This is a genomic window from Azospirillum sp. B21, from assembly GCF_008364825.1.
In the GTDB taxonomy this organism is placed as follows: domain Bacteria; phylum Pseudomonadota; class Alphaproteobacteria; order Azospirillales; family Azospirillaceae; genus Azospirillum.
Genome location: NZ_VTTO01000001.1, coordinates 74308 through 91706 on the forward strand (window position 1 = coordinate 74308; position 17399 = coordinate 91706).

Annotated in this window: 19 protein-coding genes; 11 read left to right on the forward strand and 8 right to left on the reverse strand. The window is 67.0% G+C overall.

The features are described from left to right. Positions 1–87: 87 nt before the first annotated feature. Complete coding sequence (locus FZ983_RS00400; RefSeq protein ID WP_149221681.1) at positions 88–858, reverse strand: SDR family oxidoreductase; 771 nt, start codon at positions 856–858, stop codon at positions 88–90. A gap of 55 nt (positions 859–913) precedes the next feature. Between FZ983_RS00400 and FZ983_RS00405 the strand changes: the two genes are divergently transcribed. The 3 genes from FZ983_RS00405 to FZ983_RS33920 all read left to right on the forward strand — a co-directional run bounded on the left by FZ983_RS00405 (position 914) and on the right by FZ983_RS33920 (position 2578). Beyond that, positions 914–1729 (forward strand): hypothetical protein, encoded by an 816-nt coding sequence (locus FZ983_RS00405; RefSeq protein WP_149221682.1) that lies wholly within the window; start codon positions 914–916, stop codon positions 1727–1729. A gap of 39 nt (positions 1730–1768) precedes the next feature. After that, positions 1769–2188: a hypothetical protein gene (locus FZ983_RS00410; RefSeq protein ID WP_149221683.1), complete on the forward strand. Its 420-nt coding sequence runs from the start codon at positions 1769–1771 to the stop codon at positions 2186–2188. A 216-nt stretch (positions 2189–2404) separates the two neighbouring features. Next, positions 2405–2578, forward strand: a complete 174-nt coding sequence (locus FZ983_RS33920; RefSeq protein WP_188092214.1) for a hypothetical protein — start codon at positions 2405–2407, stop codon at positions 2576–2578. A 130-nt stretch (positions 2579–2708) separates the two neighbouring features. Here FZ983_RS33920 and FZ983_RS00415 read toward each other — a convergent pair whose 3' ends face one another. Beyond that, positions 2709–3089 carry a DUF983 domain-containing protein gene (locus FZ983_RS00415; protein ID WP_149221684.1) on the reverse strand — a complete coding sequence of 127 codons (381 nt, stop codon included), beginning with the start codon at positions 3087–3089 and terminating at the stop codon, positions 2709–2711. A 345-nt stretch (positions 3090–3434) separates the two neighbouring features. Here FZ983_RS00415 and FZ983_RS00420 point away from each other — a divergent pair, with 345 nt between their 5' ends. The 3 genes from FZ983_RS00420 (at position 3435) to FZ983_RS00430 (ending at position 6271) form a co-directional block, all read left to right on the forward strand. Beyond that, positions 3435–4415, forward strand: a complete 981-nt coding sequence (locus FZ983_RS00420; RefSeq protein ID WP_149221685.1) for an ABC transporter substrate-binding protein — start codon at positions 3435–3437, stop codon at positions 4413–4415. Positions 4416–4568: 153 nt separating this feature from the next. Further along, positions 4569–5477 (forward strand): ABC transporter permease, encoded by a 909-nt coding sequence (locus tag FZ983_RS00425; protein WP_149221686.1) that lies wholly within the window; start codon positions 4569–4571, stop codon positions 5475–5477. Next, positions 5474–6271: an ABC transporter ATP-binding protein gene (locus tag FZ983_RS00430; RefSeq protein WP_149221687.1), complete on the forward strand. Its 798-nt coding sequence runs from the start codon at positions 5474–5476 to the stop codon at positions 6269–6271. Before FZ983_RS00425 ends, FZ983_RS00430 begins: the two co-directional genes overlap by 4 nt. Here FZ983_RS00430 and FZ983_RS00435 read toward each other — a convergent pair. From FZ983_RS00435 to FZ983_RS00460, 6 genes are all read right to left on the reverse strand, one after another. Then, positions 6268–8076: a monovalent cation:proton antiporter-2 (CPA2) family protein gene (locus FZ983_RS00435; RefSeq protein WP_149221688.1), complete on the reverse strand. Its 1809-nt coding sequence runs from the start codon at positions 8074–8076 to the stop codon at positions 6268–6270. The genes FZ983_RS00430 and FZ983_RS00435 overlap by 4 nt on opposite strands. A gap of 101 nt (positions 8077–8177) precedes the next feature. Beyond that, entirely contained in the window at positions 8178–9008 is an 831-nt protein-coding gene (locus tag FZ983_RS00440) for an FTR1 family protein (RefSeq protein ID WP_149221689.1), read from the reverse strand. A gap of 36 nt (positions 9009–9044) precedes the next feature. Next, a complete protein-coding gene (locus FZ983_RS00445; protein ID WP_149221690.1) occupies positions 9045–9392 on the reverse strand; it encodes a cupredoxin domain-containing protein in 348 nt (115 codons plus the stop codon). Between the two features lie 175 nt (positions 9393–9567). After that, positions 9568–10014 carry a GFA family protein gene (locus tag FZ983_RS00450; protein WP_149221691.1) on the reverse strand — a complete coding sequence of 149 codons (447 nt, stop codon included), beginning with the start codon at positions 10012–10014 and terminating at the stop codon, positions 9568–9570. After that, a complete protein-coding gene (locus FZ983_RS00455; RefSeq protein WP_149221692.1) occupies positions 10011–10481 on the reverse strand; it encodes a GFA family protein in 471 nt (156 codons plus the stop codon). The genes FZ983_RS00450 and FZ983_RS00455 overlap by 4 nt, the downstream gene beginning before the upstream one ends. Before the next feature lie 4 nt (positions 10482–10485). Then, the gene (locus FZ983_RS00460; RefSeq protein ID WP_149221693.1) at positions 10486–10725 is read right to left on the reverse strand and encodes a DUF1127 domain-containing protein; all 240 of its coding nucleotides are present in this window, start codon (positions 10723–10725) and stop codon (positions 10486–10488) included. A 171-nt stretch (positions 10726–10896) separates the two neighbouring features. Here FZ983_RS00460 and FZ983_RS00465 point away from each other — a divergent pair, with 171 nt between their 5' ends. From FZ983_RS00465 to FZ983_RS00485, 5 genes are all read left to right on the forward strand, one after another. Beyond that, positions 10897–11784: a transcriptional regulator GcvA gene (locus tag FZ983_RS00465; RefSeq protein WP_149221694.1), complete on the forward strand. Its 888-nt coding sequence runs from the start codon at positions 10897–10899 to the stop codon at positions 11782–11784. Positions 11785–11865: 81 nt separating this feature from the next. Continuing rightward, on the forward strand, positions 11866–12843 hold the full coding sequence (locus FZ983_RS00470; protein WP_149221695.1) for an aspartate carbamoyltransferase catalytic subunit: 978 nt from the start codon (positions 11866–11868) through the stop codon (positions 12841–12843). Beyond that, positions 12840–14147, forward strand: coding sequence for a dihydroorotase (pyrC, locus tag FZ983_RS00475; protein WP_149221696.1), 1308 nt, complete (start codon positions 12840–12842; stop codon positions 14145–14147). Before FZ983_RS00470 ends, pyrC begins: the two co-directional genes overlap by 4 nt. Beyond that, positions 14116–14751, forward strand: coding sequence for a glycerol-3-phosphate 1-O-acyltransferase PlsY (gene plsY, locus FZ983_RS00480; protein WP_211102861.1), 636 nt, complete (start codon positions 14116–14118; stop codon positions 14749–14751). The genes pyrC and plsY overlap by 32 nt, the downstream gene beginning before the upstream one ends. A gap of 527 nt (positions 14752–15278) precedes the next feature. After that, the gene (locus tag FZ983_RS00485) at positions 15279–17288 is read left to right on the forward strand and encodes a HAMP domain-containing methyl-accepting chemotaxis protein (RefSeq protein WP_282186985.1); all 2010 of its coding nucleotides are present in this window, start codon (positions 15279–15281) and stop codon (positions 17286–17288) included. Positions 17289–17399 lie beyond the last annotated feature (111 nt).

Here is a 17399-nt window from a genome sequence, read left to right on the forward strand (position 1 = left end):
GTCATTTTCCCGGCGGCGGGGACGCCGGGGCCATGATCCGGCCCTGCCCGCCTTGGCTCAATACGGTTTCCGCCTTGTAACAGGCTTCTATTCGTTGGGGACGAAGCCATGCGTCGGCTGCGCCCATCCCAGATGTTCCCCACCGTCCAACGCGATCATCTGGCCGGTCACCGCCGGGGCGGCGATCAGGAAGCGGATGGCGGCGCAGATCTCCTCCGGGGTGCTCCCGCGCCTGAGCGGCGTCGAGTCCCACTGGGCGGAGAACTCCTCCTCGGTCTGGCGGTCGTTGCGCAGGATAGGGCCGGGGCCGATACCGTTCACACGGATGCGCGGGGCGAGTGCCATCGCCATCGTGCGGGTCAGCGCCCACAACCCCATCTTGGACAGGGTGTAGGAAACGAAATGCGGAGTCGGGTTCCACACACGCTGGTCGATGATGTTGACGATCAGACCGCCGTCGCCCTCCGGCAACCATGAGGCGAAATCCTGCGACAGCACGAAGGGCGCCCGCAGGTTCGCCTCCATATGCGCATCCCACGATTCGCGGGTGACGTCGGCGACCTCGTCGCGCTCGAACCGGGAGGCGTTGTTGACCAGCAGGGTCAGCGGGCCGAGTTGCTCGGCCACCGCAGGCACCAGCGCCTTCACCTCCGCCTCACGGTCCAGATCGGCGGCGAAGGCCATGGCCCTGCCGCCTGCCCGCCCGATCTCCGCGACGACGGCATCGGCCTCCTCGCGGGAGCTTCGGTAATGGACGGCGACGTCCCACCCCTGCCCCGCCAGATCGAGCGCGATGGCTCGCCCGATGCGCTTGCCGGCCCCGGTGACCAGGGCCGCTTTCCTCTTGATCTCGACCATGCCGCCATAGGTACCTTGCGACCGCCGCGGGTCAAGGGGGGAGAAGCGACCGGCCATGCTGCGCGAAGCGATCGAATATCTGACCACACCCTGCCAACCGCTGGCCCGCCGCTTCGGCTATCTGGCGGAAATGGTGGCGCTCGGCGCCCGTTATCGGCGGCAGCGGCGGGCCTGGGCGCCGCATGTGGCCGCCTGCCACCGCTTCGTCGAACAGGCGATCCAGCGGGTGGAGCCGGGCGGCCGGGCACTGGTCGCCGGATCCGGGCTGCTGATCGAAGTGCCCCTGGAATCATTGACCGCGCGATTCGACCAGGTGGTGCTGGCGGACATGGTGCACAGCCGCACGGTCCGTCGCCGCGCCGCCGGTCTGCCGAACGTGCGTTTGCTTGAACTGGATGTCAGCGGCGCCCTCGCCCCGCTCGCCGCGGCACTCGACAGCGGCGCCCCCCTGCCCACCGGCTTCGAGCCGCCGCCGATCGACGGCGAGCCCTTCCGCTTCGCGCTGTCCTGCAACCTCCTGTCCCAGCTGCCGCTTCTGCCGCTGGAGGCGGTGGAGCGCCGCGCCCCACACACATCGGATGCGGAAAGGCTGGCCTTCGCCCAGCGCATGGTCCAGGGCCATCTCTGCTGGTTGTCCGATATTGCCGAGCGGGCGGCGCTGTTCACGGACATCGACAGTTCCTGGCTGCACCGCGGCACCGTGACGGAGGTGGAGGAGTCGACCTGGGGCCTTCCCCTGCCCGCGCCCGACATGTCCTGGCTGTGGGACATCGCCCCGGCGCCGGAACAGTACCGTCGGCATGACCTGCGCCACAGCGTCGGCGGCTGGTTCGACCTGCATGCGGTGACGAGCGCGCTTCCGCCCTGTTGAGGAAGACCGAGACCTCACACAGCAGACGGGAGAGCGCCCATGGCCCCCAACGACCGCAACACCGATACCCGTAAAGCCGACGACCGGCGCGGTGACGACAGGCCGCGTGACGACAGGAACATCGGCAACGCCACAGGTCCCAGCGACAGCGGCGGCATCGACGAACGTCCCATCCCGCTCGACATCGCCGAAACGCGCGATCACCTGGACGTCGATGAAGAGATCGAGGGGTTCCAGCGCATCATCGGCCCCGGCGCCGGCGGTCCCATCGACCAGCCCGACGAGGATTTCGGCATCCCCGGCAGCGAGGAGGCAAGCGGCCTCGGCACCGGCCCGCTGCCGCCGCGCCAGCCCGATCGTCCGATGGGGCAAACGGCGGGACAAAGGGAAGGCGCGCCCGATGATCGGATCGTCTCCGATCGCAATGTCGCCGTGGATGGAGCCAGGGACGGCAAATAATCGGAAAGGCGAACTGTTGTCGAGGGTTGACCGACCATGGCCTGCGACAATAGTTCGCACCTCCGTTAATTGGGGAAGCTGATACGGAAATCGTCAGGCGGCATTGCGTGGACCGCACTTCTTAGGGCAACGGCTCTGCCCTATCTTAAGCCTCACAAGGCAAACAAATTCCAAGGGAGTGGACGTCTCTCACCTCACGTGGAGATTCCCAGAGCCATGAACACTCTTTTCAACGAAGTCCGCGATCCCCGCAGCCACGAAGAAATCATGCTGGCGGCCCGCCAGATGCGCGCCGACTACCTGCGCGAACTGTTCGGCAAGCTGCGCGCCACCCTGTCCGGCGACCGTGACCATCACGGTCCGGCGGCGCTGAGCCCGAGCGCGCGCTGACCGATACACCCGCCCGGCGGCGGGTTCATGAAGGTCCAGCCATACATGAAGAGAACGGCACTGCGCGACGCCGCGCGGTGCCGTTCTTCATTTCAGGCCGTACGATTTCAAGCCATGGAGCGGTCGGCACTCAGGCCTGTTCCGACCCCGGTGCGCCGGTGCTCCACAGCAGTCCCAGCACCAGACCCTTGCAACGCGGCAGCAGAATTAGCGTCAACACGAGCGTCAGCAATGGCCACACCGCCAGATGCACCCAGGTCGGCGGTTCGTAGCTCTGTTCGACCGACAGCAGGGCCGGGATGACGATGTGCCCGACGATCAGGATCGTCATCCAGGGCGGCGCGTCGTCGGCGCGCAAATGCCCATAGGCCTCGCCGCAGGCGGCGCAGCGGTCGACCGGCTTCAGGAAGTTCCGCAGCAGCCGGCCTTGCCCGCAGTTGGGGCAGCAGCCGATCAGGCCGCGGAAGGAGGCGAGAAACTTCGACGGGGCCGCTTCGGTTCCAACGGTCATGACCACTCCTTCCGTGCTGCGGACAATATAGCCTCTCGCCCGCCAAACCACACCCCCGATTGCGGGCGGGTCGGCCATGCCAAGGCGCTTCCAGTCGGAATCGGGGCTTTTTCACGCCTGTCCTTATCGCACGTCCCGCCTCGTGATATGAGGATACGGGCCGTTTGCGGACGCGGAGGGACATGATGGATCGAACATCGGATGAAACAGTGGAACAGTCTCCGGGATATGGTTCATAGCGTTTCAAATGTTCCATCCCAGCCTGTCCGCACCCCGCTGCCGAGTTGACGGCGGAGCCGCCGCGGTCTAGGGGGAAGGCCTTCCGTGTCCAGGAGAACCGCAGCCATGTCCTTCACCCGTCTGTTGTGCGCCGCCGCGGCACTCGCCGCCTTCGTCGGTCCGTTCGCCACCCCGGTCGAGGCGCTGGCGCAGAGCAAGACCGTCGCCATCACCGCCATCGTCCAGCACCCGGCGCTCGACGCCACGCGCGACGGCGTGGTGGAGGCGCTGAAGGACGCCGGCTTCGTCCAGGGCCAGAACCTGAAGGTCGAATACCAGAGCGCGCAGGGCAACCCGGCCACCGCCGCCCAGATCGCCCGCCAGTTCGCCGGATCGCGGCCCGACGTGATCGTGCCGATCTCCACCCCCTCGGCCCAGGCTGTGGCGGCGGCGACCCGCGACATCCCGGTGGTCTTCACCGCGGTGACCGATCCGCTGTCGGCCCAGATGGTGAAGTCGATGGACAAGCCCGGCGCCAACATCACCGGCCTGTCCGACATGGCCCCGGTGGCCGAGCATGTCGCCCTGATCCGCGAGATCGTGCCGCAGGCCAAGCGGATCGGCGTGCTCTACAACCCCGGTGAGCCGAACTCGGTCGTGCTGATCAAGGCGCTGAAGGACGAGGCGACGAAGGCCGGCCTGACGGTGGTCGAGGCCTCCGTCCCGAAGTCGTCGGATGCCCAGCCGGCGGTGCGCAGCCTCGTCGGCAAGGCCGATGCCGTTTACATCCCGCTGGACAACACGGTGGTCTCGGCATTGGAAAGCGTGATCGCGGTGGGACAGCAGGCCAAGCTGCCGATCTTCTCCGCCGACACCGACAGCGTGGCCCGCGGCACGGTGGCCTCCATCGGCTTCGATTACTTCCAGGTCGGCAAGCAGACCGGCGCCATCGTCGCCCGCGTCCTGAAGGGCGAGAAGCCCGGCGACCTGCCGGTGGAACTGGCCAAGGGCACCGACCTGTTCGTCAACCCGAAGTCCGCCGCCGCCATGGGCGTCACCCTGCCCGAGACTGTGGTGAAGCGCGCGACGAAGGTGGTCGGGCAGTAAGGCCGCCGGCTCCGAACGCCCCCACCCTAACCCTCCCCCGCTTCGCAAGGGAGGGAACTCCGCCGCTCTCCCGCACAAGAACTTGTCCCCTCCCCCGCCCAGCGGGGGAGGGTTAGGGTGGGGGCAAGTGTCTGCCCTTTCAAAAGCACCGCAATGACCGAAATCGCCCTCTTCGGCGCCATCGAGATCGGCCTCGTCTATGCGCTGGTCGCCATCGGCGTCTATCTGTCCTTCCGCATCCTGGACTTCCCCGACCTGACGGTCGACGGAAGCTTCCCGCTGGGCGCGGCCGTCTGCGCGGTGCTGCTGATCGCCGGCGTCAATCCCTGGCTCGCCAGCCTTTCCGCGGCGCTGGCCGGGGCGGTGGCCGGGCTGGTGACGGCGACGCTGAACGTGCGCTTCAAGATCCTGCACCTGCTCGCCAGCATCCTGACGATGATCGCGCTGTTCTCCGTCAATCTGCGGGTGATGGGGCGGCCGAACGTGGCGCTGCTGATGCAGGACACGGTGCTGACCCCCTTCTACGGGCTGGGGATTCCGGACCATATCGTCCGTCCGCTGGTGGTCGGCGTCATCGTCGCGGTGGTGGTCCTGCTGCTGGCGCGCTTCCTGGCGAGCGAGTTCGGGCTGGCGATGCGGGCGACCGGCGTCAATGCCCGGATGGCGCGGGCCCAGGGCGTCGACACCGACGGCCATGTCTATGCCGGCATCGCGCTGTCGAACGGGCTGACCGGGCTGGCCGGCGCGCTCTTTGCGCAGACCAACGGCTTCGCCGACGTGACCACCGGCATCGGCACCATCGTGGTCGGTCTGGCCGCGGTGATCGTCGGCGAGACGGTGCTGCCCGCCCGCGCCCTGGCGCTGGCGCTGATCGGCTGCGTCGCCGGTTCGATCCTCTACCGCTTGGCGGTGCAGGTGGCGCTGTCGGCCGACAGCATCGGCCTTCAGGCCTCCGACCTCAATCTGGTGACCGCGGTGCTGGTCGCCGTCGCCCTGATCCTGCCGCGCCTGAAGGCCAAGGCGTCCCGCAGCGCTCCCCGCAACCCGAGTGCCGCCAAATGATCGTCGTCGAGGACATCCACGTCACCTTCGGCCGCGGCACGCCGCTGGAGAAGCATGCGCTGCGCGGCATCGACCTGACCATCCCGGAGGGCGAGTTCGTCACCGTCATTGGTTCCAACGGGGCCGGCAAGTCGACCTTCCTCGGCTCGCTGGCCGGCGACGTGCTGGCGGAGCAGGGGCGCATCTCCATCGACGGCACCGACGTCACCCGCTGGGACACGCCGCGCCGGGCCGGTCTGGTCGCCCGCGTCTTTCAGGACCCGATGGCAGGCAGCTGCGCCGCCCTGACCATCGAGGAGAATATGGCGCTCGCGGCCGCCCGCGGGCGCCGCCGCGGCCTGGGCCTCGCGCTGGGCAGCGACCGGCGGCGGGGCTTCCGCGACCGCATCGCCGAACTCGGCCTCGGGTTGGAAAACCGGCTGCACGACCGCATGGGGCTGCTGTCCGGCGGCCAGCGTCAGGCTGTCAGCCTGCTGATGGCGACGCTGGCGGGCTCCAAGATCCTGCTGCTGGACGAGCACACCGCCGCACTCGATCCCGCCACCGCCGACTTCGTGCTGGACCTGACCCGGCGCATCGTCCGCGACAATCGGCTGACGACACTGATGGTCACCCACTCCATGCGGCAGGCGCTGGACTATGGCGACCGCACGCTGATGCTGCACGAGGGCCGCGTCGTGCTCGACGTGGCCGGCGACGAGCGCGCCGGCCTGGACGTCCCGCACCTGCTGGCGCTGTTCGCCAAGCAGCGCGGCGGGGTGGAGATCAGCGACGACAGCCTGCTGATCGGCTAGGCATTGGCCTTCGACGTGGCTTCGCCATCCACATCGTCCTCCCGGTCGGCCTCGAACAGCGACTGAAGCTCCGCCGCGGCGTCGCGGGAACTTTGGATCAGCTTGGTCTCGTCATTGTGGACGGCGTGTTGGCGGACCAGGGTGCGTTCGTCATGGGCGCGGAAGGTCTCGAGCGTCCGCGACACTTCCCCTTCCACCAGCCCCATCTGGCGCAGCACGTCGCCGGTTAGGCGCAGGCTGGAATCGAAGGTCTCTCGCACGATGTGGGTGACGCCGCGGTCCATCAGATGGTGGACATGGCGACGGTTGCGGGCGCGGGCGAAGACGGTCAGGTTGGGGAAATGGCGCTTCGCCATCTCCACCACGCGCAGCGACTGCTCCATGTCGTCCAGCGCCACCACCAGGATCCTGGCCTTGTCCGCTCCGGCTGCGCGCAGAAGCTCCACTCGGGCAGGATCGCCGTAATAGGCCTGGCTGCCGAACTTGCGGACGAAATCGACCTGGGCGGCGCTCTGCTCAAGCGCGGTGAAGGGAATGCCGCGCATCCGCAGAACGCGGCCGACCACCTGCCCCACGCGGCCGAAGCCGCAGATGATGACCCGCGGGTTGTCGTCAGGCGGCGAGTCGAAGGGCCGCTTGGGCTTCGCCGTCATCAGCCGCGGGGCGAGCCAGCGCTCCTCCGCCGCGAACAGGAAGGGGGTGGCCAGCATGGACAGGGTGACCACCAGCATGGCGGCCGACGCCTGTTCCCCTGCCATCGTCCCACCGGCGACCGCCAGCCCGAACAGCACGAAGCCGAATTCGCCACCCTGGCTCAGCACCGTCGCCATCCGCATCGCGCCGGCCCAGGGCACCCCGGCGATGCGGGCCAGCACCAGCATCACCAGCGCCTTCACCATCAGCAACGCCAAGGCAAGGCCGAGGAAGCGGATCGGATGCTGGAGCAAGGCCGGGATGTCGGCGCCCATGCCTACGGAAACGAAGAACAGGCCGAGCAACAGCCCTTCGAACGGCTCGATATCGGCCTGCACCTCGTGCCGGTATTCGGAATCGGACAGCAACACGCCGGCCATGAAGGCGCCAAGCGACATCGACAGCCCGGCTTCCTGGATCAGCACGGCGGTGCCGATCACGATCAGCAGGGCGGCGGCGGTGAAGATCTCTGGCGCGCCGGCCCGGTCGACCGCGCGGAAGATCGGGCGCAGCAGATAGCGCCCGCCGATCAGCACGACGACGATGGCGACCGCCGCCTTGCCGACCGCCAGCCATGCGCCGTCGGCCTGCGGCACGGTTCCGTTGCCCAGCAGGGGCAACAGCGCCACCGCCGGAATGATGGCGAGATCCTGGAACAGCAGGACGGAAAAGGCATTGCGCCCCGACTGGTTGGCCAGCAGGCCGCGCTCCGCCATCATCGGCAGGGCCATGGCGGTGGAGGACAGGGCGAAGCCAAAGCCGAGCACGACCGCCGTCGGCCAGGCAAGGCCCAGGACCAGGACGCACAATCCCGCGATGACCGCGCCAGTGACCGCAACCTGCGCCCCGCCCAGCCCCAGCACCGATTTGCGCATCACCCACAGGCGGGCCGGCCTCAGCTCCAGCCCGATCAGGAACAGCAGCATCACGACGCCAAGTTCCGAGGCATGGGCGATCGCCGACACATTGGTGACCAGCCCCAGCCCCGCCGGCCCCACCGCGAGACCGGCGGCGAGATAGCCGAGCGGTGCCCCGAACCCGAACCTTTTTGCCACCGGCACCGCGACCACCATCGCCGCCAGCAGCACGACCAAAGTCACCAGCTCCGCCATGTCCCCCGCCGTTCGTCTGTCACCGAGGGACTATGGCGCGATTGCCGCGGCCGGCACCAGACGCTTAACCGGCAGCCCGGCTATACCTTGTGTCTATTGAATCACCGGACGGGGCTGGCCACACGGGAGGAACCGCGGGCCGCCCAGCGGGTCAGCAGCAGGATTGCCGCAACCACCGCGACATAGGCGATCATCTGCGCCTCGGTCGGACGGTCGGTATAGCCGACCAGTACATGCAGGGCCTGCCCAATCAGGCTGTTGTCGCGCAGGATGCCGGAACTGTCCCACAGGATGGTGCCGCCCGCCATCAGGATACCGGCCTGTGCTAGGAAATTGACCGCGGTGGCGGCCATGCCGGCTGCCAGCAGGGTCAGGAGCCATGTGGTTGTGGAGAAAAGGTGGCGCGTCGGGATCTGCACCAGTCCGGCATAGAGGAGCACGGACACCAGGGCGCCCAGCGCCATGCCGCCCAGCCCCCCGGCGGCGACGGTGGCGATGCCGCCCTCCTCCGACGCCAGGATGCCGGTCAGGAACAGCACGACCTCCGACCCTTCGCGCAGAACCGCGACGCCGATGACGATCGCCAGCGCCGCCAGCGACTTCTCGCCGCTCCGCACCGCATGGCCGACAGCCTTCATGTCGCGTGCCAGTTCGCGGCCATGCTGCGCCATCCAGGCATTGTGCCAGGCCAACATCACCACCGCGATCAGGAGAACGCCGGCATTGAACAATTCCTGCCCGGTGTCGGCGAACAGCGCGCTGATGGCATCGGCGAAGGCGGCGACGATGCAGGAGCCGACGATGCCGCTGACGATGCCGAGCGCGATCCAGCGCGCACGCCCGACAACCCCCTGGGTCGCCGCCAGCACGATGCCGACAATGAGGCCCGCTTCCAGGACCTCGCGGAATACAATGATCAGACTGGCGAGCATGGTCGTCTCCTGGGCTTCGGGGCGGTCAGGACCGCGTCACTCGGCGATCACGGCGCCCTGCGCCGTCGCTTCGTGGAACTCGCCGAAGAAGGGATAGCGCCCAGGCTTCAGAGGGCCGACCATCACCTTGATCTGCTTGCGCCCGCCGACGATCTTCTCGACCTTCATCTCGTTGCTTTCGAACTCCTCGGACGTGGCGTCCTGGTTGTCGACCAGCAGGGTCACGCGCTTGTTGGCGGGGATCTTCACCTCCGCCGGTTCGAATTTGTGGTCCTTGATGACGATGGTGACCATGTCGTCGGCACGGGCCGCACCTGCCGGAACAAGCGCGGTGACGGTCAGGACGATGGCGCAGGCGGCGGAAAGCAGCGTGAGACGACGCATTCGCGGGGTACCTCGGCACTGGAAGGGCGTTGCTTGTGAAAATCATTCTCACCGCTTCTACCGAGGGTCAAACAAAAGGCTCCCGCGGATGCTGCAACGCACCTGCGACGGAAACGCGCATCCACCGTAGATGCGGCCGCCCATGCCCTTCACCGGATCACCCGTGACGACGTCGTTATTCGACCTCGGACGAGCCGGGAAACCGCTCTAGCCCGTCGGTGATCTCATAGTAATCGGCCTTGCCCTCGACATAGCCGTGGCGGAGCGTCTTCAATCCGGTCGGCTGGTCCAGGCTGCCGGCGGCGATCTCGATCTCCAACCTGCCGTCGCCCTTCCAGAATAGGGAGGAACCGCAACGGCCGCAGAAGCCGCGCTCCGCGAAGTCCGACGAACGGTACCACGTCAATGTTTCCGCCGCGTCGAAGACGACGGTGTCGCGCGGAACGGTTATGTAGGCGCCGATATGGCCGTGGAAGCGTCGGCACTGCCCGCAATGGCAGTTGACCACCCCGTCCGGCCGCTCGGCCAGCAGGAAACGCACGCCGCCGCACAGGCAGGCTCCGGACAGCGCCGGTCCCGGCTCGCCGACGACGCCTTCCCGTTCGTTCCCGCTGCCGCTCATGCCACGATCTCTCCCGTGCTGGTCCGCCGTTCGACGCCGTCGTCACCGATGTCGTAATAGGCTCCCTTGTGGTCGACAAAGATGTGCCGCTCCACCCGCAGGCCGGTCGCATCGTCCAGGCTTCCGGCAGTCACCGTGATGCGCGGTTCACCGTCCGCCGGACCCTGGCCCATTGCCTCCCAGAACAGCCCGGCACCGCAACACGCGCAAAAGCCGCGGTGTGCCCGACTTGAAGAGGCGTACCACGTCAGCGTCGCGTCGTTGAGCAGGCGCAACGCCGCACGCGGCGCACCGGTATAGGCCCCCACATGGCTGTGCTGGCGGCGGCACTGGGCACAATGGCAGAAGGAGATCGGTTCCGGCCGGACATCGATGGCATAGCGCACGCCGCCGCACAAGCATCCGCCGGTCCAGACCCGATCCTCCTCCCTGCCTTGCTCCGTCGCGACGGTCGACGTGCCGGCCATGGGGTCAGCCCTGCCAGAAGGGCTTGTGAGCTTCCTGCTCCGCATCAGCACGGGAGATGCCGATGTCCGACAGCAGATGGTCGGGCAGAGCCTCCAGCGCCCGCCGCTGGCGCCGCCGCTCGCTCCAGGTCGCGAAGCGGTCGAACAGACTGATCATCCATTGACCGGCACCCTTGCTCTCCTGGGCCGGAGCGCGGTAGGGCAGATCGGTGCTGGAGAGGAAGGACTGCGTAACCTTTGCCATGATCCGGTCTCCTCCGGGGAAAGGGAGCGGGGCATCCGCCTCGCCGCTCCGGTTCGTGTGTCTTGCTTGTGGAGTTGAGGATGGGGCAGAGGCCGCTTGCCGACAAACGACGGTTTCTCATAGAATCGATTAGCTGATCTAATCCGAAGCCACTCACCGGTCCCTTCCCGCATGTCCCGCCGCCTGCCCCCGCTGAATGCGCTGCGCGCCTTCGAAGCCGCCGCGCGCCATCTTTCCTTCACAAAAGCCGCGGACGAGCTGCATGTGACGCAGGCCGCCGTCAGCCACCAGATCAAGGCGCTGGAGGAATGGCTCGGATTACCGCTGTTTCGCCGAATGAACCGGGCGCTGGCCTTGACCGAGGCCGGGCAGAGCTACCTGCCGCCGGTGCGCGAGGCGATGGACACCCTGTCCCAGGCGACCGACCGGCTGATCCGCGCCGACAGCAGCGGAACGCTGACCATCTCCACCATGCCGAGCTTCGCGTCGAAATGGCTGGTGCCGCGGCTGATGCGCTTCCAAAAGCGCCATCCGGAAATGGATGTGCGGGTGCACAGCACCGCGCAGGTGGTGGATTTCGCCCGCCACGACGTCGATCTGGCGATCCGTTTCGGCAACGGCCTGTGGCCCGACCTGCGGGTGGAGCGCCTGCTGACGGAGGACATCTTCCCGGTCGGCCACCCGTCGCTGCTTGCCGGCGACCGCCCGCTGGTGAATCCGGAGGATCTGCGGCACCACACGCTTCTGCACGACGACTACAACATCTCATGGGCGGTGTGGTGCCGGGCGGCGGGAATCGATGGCGTGGACACCGAGCGCGGCCTGCGATTCGACGATTCGTCCTTCACGCTGCAGGCGGCGATCAACGGACATGGTATCGCGCTGGCCCGCGGGGTGCTGGTGGCGGACGATGTCGCCGCCGGACGGCTGGTCCGCCTGTTCGAGGTGCGGCTGCCGGGAAGCCTCGCCTATTACGTGGTGGCGCCGCCGCATTACTTTTCCCGACCCAAGGTGAAGGCCTTCCGCGACTGGCTGTTCGAAGAGGCCGGGACCGGCTGAAAGTCGCAGCAAAAGTCCTGCTTCGAGCCGTCGTCTTGAACGGCTTGCGGGCGTGCCGGACCGCTCCTATAGTCCGCGCCCATGAGCGCGAACCCGTCCCCCGACACGGTCTTCCCGCACCGCCATCTCCTCGGTATCGAGGGGCTGCGGGCCGGCGAGATCACCCAGATTCTCGACCTCGCCGACGGCTATGTCGAGCAGAACCGCCGCCCCGTGAAGAAGTCCAGCCTGTTGGACGGCCGCACGCAGGTGAACCTGTTCTTCGAGAACTCCACCCGCACCCGCACCAGCTTCGAGCTGGCCGGAAAGCGGCTGGGGGCCGACGTCATCAACATGTCGACCGACAGCAGCTCGGTGAAGAAGGGCGAGACCCTGATCGACACGGCGATGACGCTGAACGCCATGCACCTGGACGCGCTGGTGGTTCGCCACGCCGATTCGGGCGCGGTGAAGCTGCTGGCCGACAAGGTCAACTGCTCCGTCATCAATGCCGGCGACGGACACCACGAACACCCGACCCAGGCCCTGCTGGACGCGCTGGCCATCCGCCGCCGCCTCGGCCGGCTGGACGGGCTGATCGTGGCGATCTGCGGCGACATCCTGCACAGCCGCGTCGCGCGCTCCAACATCCACCTGCTGAACGCCATGGGCGCGCGGGTGCGCTGCGTGGCGCCGCCGACTCTGCTGCCCTCGCAGATCGAGCGGCTGGGCGTCGAGGTTCATCATTCGATGAAGACCGGCCTGCGCGACGCCGACGTGGTGATGATGCTGCGCCTGCAGACCGAACGGATGAGCGGCCAGTATGTCCCATCCACCCGCGAGTATTTCTACTTCTACGGCCTCGATTACGAAAAGCTGGAGGTGGCGAAGCCCGACGCGGTCATCATGCATCCGGGTCCGATGAACCGCGGCGTGGAGATCGATTCGGAGGTCGCCGACGATCTCAAGCGCTCGATGATCCTCGATCAGGTGGAACTGGGCGTGGCCGTGCGCATGGCCGTGCTCGACCTGCTGACCCGCGAACGCCGCCAGTCCGACCTTGCGGGAGCCGCCCGATGAGTGCGCCAATGAATGCCCGTGTCGTCTACCGCAACGCCCGCCTGCTGGATCCGGCGACCGGGCTGGACCAGCGCGCCGACCTGCTGATCGACGGCGAAACAATCGCCGATTTCGGACCCGGCCTGTTCAGCGATGCCACGCCCGAGGGTGCCGAGGTCGTCGATCTCGCCGGCCAGTGCCTCGCTCCGGGCCTCGTCGACATGCGCGTGCTGATCGGCGAACCGGGCGAGGAAGAGAAGGATACGATCAAGAGCGCGTCCCGCGCCGCGGCGGCCGGCGGCATCACCGCCATGGCGCTGCTGCCCAACACCGACCCGGTGCTGGACGAGGTCGCCGGGCTGGAGTTTATCGCGCGGCGCGCCCGCGAGGTGAAGCTGGTCAAGGTCTTCGCCTACGGCTCCGCCACGCGCGGCACCGAAGGCAAGGAGATCACGGAGATGGGGCTGCTGAGCCATGCCGGCGCGGTCGCCTTCACCGACGGCACCAAGGCCATCGTCAGCGCCAAGACGATGCGCCGGGCACTCAGCTACGCCAAGACCTTCGGCAAGCTGATCGTCCAGCACCCGGAAGAGCCGTCGCTGGCGTCCGGCGGCATGATGAACTCCGGCGAGATCGCCACGCGCCTCGGCCTTGTCGGCATCCCGCGCGAGGCCGAGATCATCATGATCGAGCGCGACCTGCGGCTGGCCGAGCTGACCGGCGGGCGCCTCCATTTCGCCCACATCACCACGTCGGAGTCGGTCGACCTGATCCGCCGCGCCAAGGCACGCGGGCTGAAGGTGACCTGCGACACCGCCCCGCATTACTTCGCCCTGACCGAGACCGATGTCGGCGATTACCGCACCTATGCCAAGGTGTCGCCGCCGCTGCGCGGCGAGATGGACCGCCGGGCCATCGTCGAGGGTCTGTCCGACGGCACCATCGACGCCATCGCGTCCGACCATGTGCCGCAGGACCAGGACCAGAAGCGCCTGCCCTTCGCCCAGGCCGCGCCCGGCGTGATCGGGCTGGAGACGCTGTTCCCGCTGACGCTGGAACTGGTGCACAAGGGCAAAATGCCGCTGCTGAAGGCGCTGGCCTGCGTCACGTCCAACCCGGCGGCGATCCTCGATCTGGCCGTCGGCCGCATCGTGAAGGGCGGACCGGCCGATCTGGTCGCCTTCGACCTCAATGTTCCCTGGCAGATCGACGTCGGCCGCTTCAAGTCGAAGTCGAAGAACTCGCCCTTCGAGAACCGCCCGGTCCAGGGCCGGCCGCTGCGCACCATCGTGGATGGTCGCACCGTCTGGCAGGCGGAGGACTGATCCGGTGCTGACTCTCGTGCTTGCCGCCCTGCTGGGCTACCTGCTGGGTTCGATCCCTTTCGGGCTGGTTCTGACCCGGCTGGCCGGGCTGGGCGACATCCGCCAGATCGGTTCCGGCAACATCGGCGCCACCAATGTGCTACGCACCGGCAACAAGCCGCTGGCCCTGGCGACCCTGCTGCTGGACAGCGGCAAGGGCGCCATCGCGGCCCTGCTGGCCCTGTGGTGGGCCGGTCCCGAAGCGGCGGTGCTGGCCGCCGGCGGCGCCATGCTGGGCCACAGCTTTCCGGTTTGGCTGGGCTTCAAGGGTGGCAAGGGCGTGGCGACGGCGATCGGCGTTCTGCTGGCGATTTCCTGGCCGGTCGGTCTGCTCGCCTGCCTGACTTGGCTGGTGATGGCGGCCCTGTTCCGAATCTCGTCGCTCTCGGCTCTGACGGCGCTGGGCATCAGCCCGTTGACCGGATGGTACTTCGGCGGGCCGCTGGTCGCCGGCCTCTGCCTGTTCATCGCCATCCTGGTCTTCATCCGCCACGAGGCGAACATTCGCCGCCTGCTGAAGGGCGAGGAACCGAAGATCGGCGCCGGCAAAAAGAAGGCGGCGTGAACGGACGGCTTCCCTCTCCGTCAGTTTGAGGGAAGCCCATTTTCCCCTCAGCCACTGGAAGGACCGCCGGCGCTGAACGGCTTTGTCGTCCTACCCGCCCCTGGCTCGTTGCATCCTGAACCATCACTGTGTTTTTGGCGCCGTACAGGTGACCGGGGCGAACATTTTGATATACTAGCACTCTAAAGCTCACGTCTTTTTGTTTGTGCCCTTTAACCAGTCCAGAAACAAATTTAGGGGCGACTTTGCTTCTTCAATAAGAGTACTTTCGAACATCAAAAAACTACATAAAGAATTATCTAGCTTCATCCTGATGATGAATAGAAAATTACCCGCGTTTCGCGCGGAAATTAAAATACAGCGCCTAAGTAATTTTTAGAATACATTACCAAGTCAATTGGGGGTGCGGCCTTTTGGCATTTAGTTCCCGCTTAATTTTCTTGCGACATACTGGCGTATGAAACCGTGCGCTACCCGGGCTCGCTGCGGCGACGGGCGAGCGCGTGGAAATCATGCGGGGGGTGTCGATGTTGGGTGCGCTGAAAATTCGGACGCGGGTGAACGCCGGATTCGGCATGGTTGTCCTTCTGCTGGTGCTGCTCGGGGTGGTCTCCTGGCGTTCGGCCCAGCATTCGAACGACAGCCTGAACAGTTTCGCCGACCAGGGCCTGATCGTTGAGCAGCTCCAGCAGGTCGATTCGGCCGTGTTGCGCGCCCGAATGGCCTTCCTTCGCTATATGGCGACCGGCAAAGTGGAGAATACCCAGGCGATCTACGCCGAGATGGCCAATGCGGAACGGGAGTTGGCGGCGACGAAGCCGATGATGCCCGACGATGTGTCTCGCCGCCCGCTCGACGAAGAAGCCGCCAAGATGCAGTCCTACATCCAGGCAGTCCGCGACTATCAGGCTCGCCGCAGCGAACTCGAGCGGCTGACCAAGGAAGTGGTGTACGATGCCGGCTCCGCCCTGCGCGCGCAACTGGTGGAGATGCGCACGGCCGAAGAGAACGCCAATCACTTCGGGACGGTCGCCACCCTGAACAAGCTGAGCGAGGGCGTGTGGACCACCCGCATCCTGGCCTTCCGACTGTTGGCCGGCGACAAGGAATATGATTTCGACAGGGTCGCTCTTCGACTTGGCGAGGCATCCAGCGCCATGAAGGAGTTGGGGGACATGCCGCTTGCCGAAGGCCAGCAGGCACGAATCGCTACCGCGAGCAACTTGCTTGAAAAGCTCGCCACCGGCCTGAAGTCGATCGAAGGTCACATGAAGGCGATGGACGAGATCATCAACTCCCGTCTCAGCCCGATCGGCACGGCTATCGCCAAGCAGCTCCAGGAAATCCGCGACCCGGTGTCGGCCGGTCAGGCGGTGTTGCGCAAGAGCGCGATCGAGACCGCCGACGAAGCAGAAACACTGAGCGTGATCCTGACGCCTGCGGCAGCGCTGCTTGCCGTCCTGCTGGCTTGGCTGATCGGCCGCAGCGTCGCCAATCCGGTGGTGGCGATGACGGCGGCGATGGGCCGGCTGGCGAAGGGGGACCTCTCCGTCGACGTCCCCGCCGCTGGCCGCCGTGACGAGATCGGCGCAATGGCGTCGGCCGTGCAGGTCTTCCGGGACACCATGATCCAGACCCGGCGTATGGAGCAGGAGGCGAAGGAGGCGGAGATCCGTGCCGCAGCCGACCGTCGCGCCGCAATGCTCCAACTGGCCGACAGCTTCGAAGGCAACGTGCAGGGCATCGTCGAGACGGTCGCCTCCGCTGCGACGGAGATGCAGGGCACGGCCAGCGCCATGTCCGCCACCGCCGACCAGACCAGCGCCCAAGCGACCAACGTCGCTGCAGCGGCCGAACAGGCCTCCGTCAACGTGCAGACCGTTGCCGCGGCGACGGAGGAGCTTTCCTCCTCCATTGCCGAGATCGGCCGGCAGGTCACAGCTTCCACCCGCGTCGCCGCCCAGGCGGTGGAGGATGCTCGGCGGACCGGTCAAGCCATCGAAGGTCTGGTGCAGGCAGCCCAGCAGATCGAGCAGGTGGTGGTGCTCATCAATTCCATCGCCGGCCAGACCAACCTGTTGGCGCTGAATGCAACCATCGAAGCGGCCAGGGCCGGCGAGGCCGGCAAGGGCTTCGCCGTCGTCGCCAGCGAGGTGAAGCAGCTCGCCAACCAGACTGCCCGCGCTACCGAGGACATCCAGGCCAAGGTGAAGGAGATCCAGTCCGCCACCGCCGGCGCGCAGACCGCCATTACCGGCATCGCCAGCACGATCGACCAGATCAGCGACATCTCCACCGGCATCGCCGCCGCCATCGAGGAACAGAATGCCGCGACCGGCGACATCGCCAACAACGTGGCGCAGGCCGCTCGCGGCACTGGCGACGTGTCTTCCAACATCCTGGGGGTGAATCAGGCGGCGTCGGAAACCGGCACGGCGGCCGGACAGGTCCTGCATGCGGCCGGCGACCTTGCACGCGACGCGGAAAAGCTGCGCCGGGAGGTTCAGACCTTCGTGGCCACGATCCGCGCGGCGTGATCGCGCACGTGTGTTCGACATCGGGCGACGCCGACGGCGGGGAGGAAACTCCCCGCCGCTTTCGTTTGTAGCCTGTTGATTTCGTTCCGCTTGCCGCCTGCCGGCCCCTGC

Coding starts and splice junctions, on each gene's coding strand:
- pyrC (WP_149221696.1), top strand. CDS start 12,840: ATGAGTGCGCCAATGAATGCCCGTGTCGTCTACCGCAACGCCCGCCTG.
- FZ983_RS00450 (WP_149221691.1), bottom strand. CDS start 10,014: ATGAGCGGCAGCGGGAACGAACGGGAAGGCGTCGTCGGCGAGCCGGGA.
- FZ983_RS00465 (WP_149221694.1), top strand. CDS start 10,897: ATGTCCCGCCGCCTGCCCCCGCTGAATGCGCTGCGCGCCTTCGAAGCC.
- plsY (WP_211102861.1), top strand. CDS start 14,116: ATGGTCGCACCGTCTGGCAGGCGGAGGACTGATCCGGTGCTGACTCTC.
- FZ983_RS00440 (WP_149221689.1), bottom strand. CDS start 9,008: ATGCTCGCCAGTCTGATCATTGTATTCCGCGAGGTCCTGGAAGCGGGC.
- FZ983_RS33920 (WP_188092214.1), top strand. CDS start 2,405: ATGAACACTCTTTTCAACGAAGTCCGCGATCCCCGCAGCCACGAAGAA.
- FZ983_RS00410 (WP_149221683.1), top strand. CDS start 1,769: ATGGCCCCCAACGACCGCAACACCGATACCCGTAAAGCCGACGACCGG.
- FZ983_RS00470 (WP_149221695.1), top strand. CDS start 11,866: ATGAGCGCGAACCCGTCCCCCGACACGGTCTTCCCGCACCGCCATCTC.
- FZ983_RS00460 (WP_149221693.1), bottom strand. CDS start 10,725: ATGGCAAAGGTTACGCAGTCCTTCCTCTCCAGCACCGATCTGCCCTAC.
- FZ983_RS00445 (WP_149221690.1), bottom strand. CDS start 9,392: ATGCGTCGTCTCACGCTGCTTTCCGCCGCCTGCGCCATCGTCCTGACC.
- FZ983_RS00420 (WP_149221685.1), top strand. CDS start 3,435: ATGTCCTTCACCCGTCTGTTGTGCGCCGCCGCGGCACTCGCCGCCTTC.
- FZ983_RS00485 (WP_282186985.1), top strand. CDS start 15,279: ATGTTGGGTGCGCTGAAAATTCGGACGCGGGTGAACGCCGGATTCGGC.
- FZ983_RS00405 (WP_149221682.1), top strand. CDS start 914: ATGCTGCGCGAAGCGATCGAATATCTGACCACACCCTGCCAACCGCTG.
- FZ983_RS00400 (WP_149221681.1), bottom strand. CDS start 858: ATGGTCGAGATCAAGAGGAAAGCGGCCCTGGTCACCGGGGCCGGCAAG.
- FZ983_RS00455 (WP_149221692.1), bottom strand. CDS start 10,481: ATGGCCGGCACGTCGACCGTCGCGACGGAGCAAGGCAGGGAGGAGGAT.
- FZ983_RS00425 (WP_149221686.1), top strand. CDS start 4,569: ATGACCGAAATCGCCCTCTTCGGCGCCATCGAGATCGGCCTCGTCTAT.
- FZ983_RS00415 (WP_149221684.1), bottom strand. CDS start 3,089: ATGACCGTTGGAACCGAAGCGGCCCCGTCGAAGTTTCTCGCCTCCTTC.
- FZ983_RS00430 (WP_149221687.1), top strand. CDS start 5,474: ATGATCGTCGTCGAGGACATCCACGTCACCTTCGGCCGCGGCACGCCG.
- FZ983_RS00435 (WP_149221688.1), bottom strand. CDS start 8,076: ATGGCGGAGCTGGTGACTTTGGTCGTGCTGCTGGCGGCGATGGTGGTC.